1 protein-coding gene and 3 tRNA genes (1 of these 4 cut by a window edge) are annotated in these 452 nt (G+C 47.1%); 1 reads left to right on the top strand and 3 read right to left on the bottom strand.

Annotated features, from left to right (window positions below; translation table 11 throughout):
• Nucleotides 1–42: transfer RNA gene (locus BET10_RS21640), tRNA-OTHER, on the bottom strand (it extends 104 nt beyond the left edge of the window).
• On the opposite strand from BET10_RS21640, the gene BET10_RS21695 reads away from it, so the two are divergent.
• On the top strand, nucleotides 1–211 hold a 211-nt coding region (locus BET10_RS21695; RefSeq protein WP_205987553.1), incomplete at its 5' end, for a hypothetical protein. The two genes, BET10_RS21640 and BET10_RS21695, sit on opposite strands and share 42 nt — an antisense overlap.
• Here the strand turns inward: BET10_RS21695 and BET10_RS18920 are convergent.
• Both BET10_RS18920 and BET10_RS18915 read right to left on the bottom strand, forming a co-directional pair.
• Nucleotides 190–274: transfer RNA gene (locus tag BET10_RS18920), tRNA-Leu, on the bottom strand. The genes BET10_RS21695 and BET10_RS18920 overlap by 22 nt on opposite strands.
• A 100-nt stretch (nucleotides 275–374) precedes the next feature.
• Nucleotides 375–449: transfer RNA gene (locus tag BET10_RS18915), tRNA-Gln, on the bottom strand.
• Nucleotides 450–452 lie beyond the last annotated feature (3 nt).

The following is a 452-nucleotide window of genomic DNA, read 5'->3' as shown; positions in this document are numbered from 1 at the left end:
GCGGGATCAAAACCCGCTGCCTTACCGCTTGGCGATACTCCAACAACGTTTACTTAATTCAAATCTTGTGTGGTCCCAGGATTTGAATCTGGGGGAAATGAGTGAGGGATCAAAACCTCTCTCTTTTGCCTTACCGCTTGGCGATACTCCAACAAAAAGGTTTGATTATTTTACTTCTAATCGAGAAGTTGGTGCGGAGGGAGAGACTTGAACTCTCACACCCGAAGATACTGGAACCTAAATCCAGCGCGTCTACCAATTCCGCCACCCCCGCATCACAGGATATGCCTAAAGGCATAATTTAAGTAGTTAAGCTACTAGCTTGCCATAGGTGCTCCTAAGGCTTCGATATACACTTTAATTGGTAGGTAAAGTGGCTGGAGTACCAGGATTTGAACCTGGGAATGGCGGGATCAAAACCCGCTGCCTTACCGCTTGGCGATACTCCAACA

It is taken from the genome of Pseudoalteromonas amylolytica, assembly GCF_001854605.1.
GTDB classification, from domain to species: domain Bacteria; phylum Pseudomonadota; class Gammaproteobacteria; order Enterobacterales; family Alteromonadaceae; genus Pseudoalteromonas; species Pseudoalteromonas amylolytica.
Note: the sequence above shows the minus strand (reverse complement) of the source record. Positions and strands in the feature narration are given on the sequence as shown.